The following is a 2,522-nucleotide window of genomic DNA, read 5'->3' on the forward strand; positions in this document are numbered from 1 at the left end:
GCCACGAGGTCGCCCGGCCCGCCGTCACGCGAACGCACGCGATATTCCATCAGGTGAGTGCGCACGGCGGTGTCTTCGACCATCGCCACGAAGTCCGGCCAGGTCATCTCGGCCATGCCGCCGTCGGCGTGGCGTGCGCCCAGGTAGCGGCGCAGCAGGTCGAACTGCTCCATCGTCGCCTCGGCCTCGACCAGATGGCGTTCGAGATCCTCGTTCCGCGCCAGGGTGCGGCGCTCGGAGCGCGAAAACACATAGTCGGACGCGGGGATGCGCGCCGAGACGCACGACTGGCAGGACTCGCAGGCCGGCCGATAGGCGATGTTCTGAGACCGCCGGAAACCGACCTGGGTCAGGGAATCGTTGACCACCGGGCCGTCGGAGAGCGGCAAGTGGGCGAACACCTTGCGTTCAAAGCGTCCCGGCAGGTACGGGCACGCCGAGGGCGCGGTCAGAAAGAACCTGAGCTGTCGGGTCGGGAAATGCTGCGTCACGGACCTGCGGTCGCTCTCAAACCACTGCGCACGAGCTTGATTAGGCGTCATGCCAAGCGCTCGCGCAAGCGGGTAACGTCACAGTCCGTGGTCGGGCGGCAGTACGGGCGCTTCGCGTAACAGGACTATGGCGATGCGACGGTTGCCGGGCAGGGTCGGATCGTCCGGATACAGAGGCTCGGAGTTGGCCTTTCCGGAGACCTGGTAGACGCGGTCCGGGTCGACGCCGGAGGCTTGCAGCACGCGGCGCGAGGCGTCGGCGCGCGAGGCGGAAAGCTGCCAGTCGCCGTCCGGTTTGGCGCCCCCCGTGCTAGCCGATGTGTGGCCGTAGATGCTGATCCGGTTGGGCAGCTGGTTGATCACCTTGGAGATCGCCCGCAGCAGCAGCTTGGCCCGGTCGTTGGGCTGGGCCGCGCCTTCGTTGAACATCGAGCGGCCTTCCTGGTCGACCAGTTGGATTCGCAAGCCCTCGGGCGTCTGGTCGACGATCAGGTTCTTCGACAGTTCGGCGAGTTCCGGCATGTCCTGCAGCGCCTGGCGCAGCGATTGGGCGGCGGAGGCGAAGGCGGCCTGCTCCTGCTTCTGCAGCGCCTCTTGGGCGGCGTCCGCGCTGGAGGCGTCGCTCTTGGCGGCGTCGGTGCTCTTGCCGTCGTCGGGGTTTTGCGATTCGGGAGCCAGTTCCTCGATCACCGAGCGCGAGCCGGAACCCTTGGCCCCGTCGTCGCCGAGTGCGGTGCCGCCGAGGATGCCGCCGGAGCCGGATGTGGTTTCGGAAACGCTGGCCGGCGCGAAGTAGTCGGCGATGCCGCGCTTCTGCTCGGGACTTGTGGTGTTGATCAGCCACATCAGCAGGAAGAAGGCCATCATCGCGGTCACGAAGTCGGCGTAGGCGACCTTCCACGCGCCGCCGTGGTGGCCGTGTCCGCCACCCTTCTTGATCTTCTTGATGACGATTGGCGCGTCGCCGACCGACATGGTTGACCCCGGTTAAGCCTGCTGATGGGCGACCCTGGTCGCGCGCCCGTTAAGATGGTGTTGAACGGGCCTGTCTGGCGGCCCGAAAAACGCCTGTGGACTGTTAGTCGCGACGTTCGGGATTGGACGCCATGTAGCCGCGATGGGCGCTCCAGAGCACCGCCAGGCCGATGGTGAACGGCGAGGTCAGCAGCGCAGTGGCGACTATGAGGTCCGAAAGCATGGGTCCGCTCGCGTTTGAATGGCGTGAGGTGACGCTAGAGCGCTGGCGATAAACAGATTCTTTACGACGATCGGGCGCGACGCCCGGTCGCATGTGTCGCACCCGTTCAGGCGCCGAGCAGGCGGGCCGCGGTTGGGGCGAAATAGGTGATCACGCCGGCGCATCCGGCGCGCTTGAACGCGCCCAGGCTTTCCAGGATCGCGCGTTCCTCGTCCAGCCAGCCGTTGCGTGCAGCAGCCATCAGCATCGCGTACTCGCCGGAGACCTGGAACGCGAACGTCGGCATGGAAAACGCGTCTACGACCCGCTGAACGATGTCGAGATAGGGCATGCCCGGCTTGACCATCACCATGTCGGCGCCCTCGGCGATATCGAGCGCCACCTCGCGCAGGGCCTCGTCGCTGTTGGCGGGGTCCATCTGGTAGGTCTTCTTGTCCGGCGGATTGTCCACCGAGCCGGTCCCGAGCTTCCCCGAGCCGATCGCCTCGCGGTAGGGGCCATAGAACGCCGAGGCGAACTTGGCGGCGTAGGACATGATCATCACGTCCTGATGGCCCGCCGCCTCCAGCGCCTGGCGCAGCGCCCCGCAGCGGCCGTCCATCATGTCGGAGGGCGCCAGGATGTCGCAGCCGGCCTCAGCCTGCATCAGCCCCTGGGCGACCAATTGCTCGATCGTCGGGTCGTTGACGATGCGGCCGCCTTCCAGCAGCCCGTCGTGGCCGTGGTCGGTGAACGGGTCCAGGGCGACGTCGCACATGATGCCGACCTCGGGGGCGGCGTCCTTCATGGCCTTGACGGCGCGAGGGATGACGCCGTCGGGATCGGCGGCGCTG

At 67.0% G+C, this 2,522-nt stretch carries 2 protein-coding genes and 1 pseudogene; all 3 read right to left on the reverse strand.

What is annotated here, in order from left to right:
• A pseudogene (locus Q8M88_RS11155) lies at positions 1–491 on the reverse strand (arginyltransferase); the annotation flags it as partial.
• Between the two features lie 78 nt (positions 492–569).
• Positions 570–1,466: a flagellar motor protein MotB gene (locus tag Q8M88_RS11160; RefSeq protein WP_305597230.1), complete on the reverse strand. Its 897-nt coding sequence runs from the start codon at positions 1,464–1,466 to the stop codon at positions 570–572.
• A 329-nt stretch (positions 1,467–1,795) separates the two neighbouring features.
• Positions 1,796–2,522 (reverse strand): porphobilinogen synthase (gene hemB, locus Q8M88_RS11165; RefSeq protein WP_305597231.1); only part of this gene is annotated, 727 nt, incomplete at its 5' end.

The sequence above is a fragment of the Phenylobacterium sp. genome, assembly GCF_030693805.1.
Taxonomy (GTDB): domain Bacteria; phylum Pseudomonadota; class Alphaproteobacteria; order Caulobacterales; family Caulobacteraceae; genus Phenylobacterium.